This window comes from Arthrobacter sp. Y3223164, from assembly GCF_059091005.1.
The window spans coordinates 1-983 of record NZ_JBNHGF010000654.1 but is presented as its reverse complement, the minus strand read 5'-3'; the positions used below and the strand labels follow the sequence as shown (position 1 = coordinate 983).

General features: G+C 71.1%; 2 protein-coding genes. Both read left to right on the top strand.

The genetic code is table 11. The features are described 5' to 3' along the window. A partial coding sequence (locus AC5RUJ_RS17175; protein WP_494156357.1) for a glycosyltransferase occupies nt 1–273 on the top strand: 273 nt, incomplete at its 5' end. Further along, the coding region (locus tag AC5RUJ_RS17170) for a Mur ligase domain-containing protein (RefSeq protein WP_494156356.1) at nt 260–983 on the top strand (724 nt) is incomplete at its 3' end. The genes AC5RUJ_RS17175 and AC5RUJ_RS17170, both read left to right, overlap by 14 nt.

Below are 983 nucleotides of genomic sequence, written 5' to 3'. Positions count from 1 at the left end.
CTGCCGTCCGTGCTGGTGCCGCTGCCGCACGGCAACGGCGAACAGGCCCTGAACGCGGCCTCCCTCGTGGCCGCCGGCGGGGCCGTGCTGGTCCGCGACGGCGGGTTCACACCCCGCTGGGTCACGGACGAACTAATCCCGTTGCTGCGAAACGCGGAGCGGCTGCAGCAGATGTCCGCCGCGGCACACACCCTGGGAATCCGCGACGCAGACACCCGAATGGCACAATTGGTGCTCGAGGCAGCAGGGAGGAACACAGATGAAAGCCGTTGATTTCCACACCACCGCCCGGCTGCCGTTCGGCGACCTCGGCGCCGTGCACTTCATCGGATTGGGCGGCGCCGGAATGTCCGCCATCGCCCGGATCCTGCTGGCCCGCGGCGTGCCGGTCTCCGGTTCGGACGCGCGCGACTCGGCGGTCCTGCGCCAGCTGGAGGCCCTCGGTGCGACCGTCTTCGTGGGCCACGAGGCCGGCCATGTCGCCGGCGCGGACACGGTGGTTGTCTCCACCGCCATCCGGCCGGAGAACCCCGAACTGCAGGCCGCTGCCGCCGCCGGCCTGAACATCGTGCACCGCTCGGTGGCGCTTGCCGCCGCGATGGAGGGGAAGCGGCTGATCGCCGTCGGCGGCACCCACGGCAAGACGACCACCACGGCCATGGCGACCGTGATGCTGCAGGCGGCCGGCTGTGAACCCTCGTTCGCCATAGGCGGCGACGTGGCGGCGCTCGGCGTCAACGCCGCCCACGGCCAGGGCGAACTGTTCGTCGCCGAAGCCGACGAATCCGACGGATCGTTCCTCAACTACCGTCCGCAGGTCATTGTGGTGACCAACGTGGAGGCCGACCACCTGGACCACTACGGGTCGGCCGAGGCCGTGTACGCCTCCTTCGACCGGTTCACGGCACTGCTTCCGGCCGACGGCACCCTGGTGGCCTGCCTCGACGACGACGGCGCCCGCGCCTTGGCGGAGCGCACGGCGG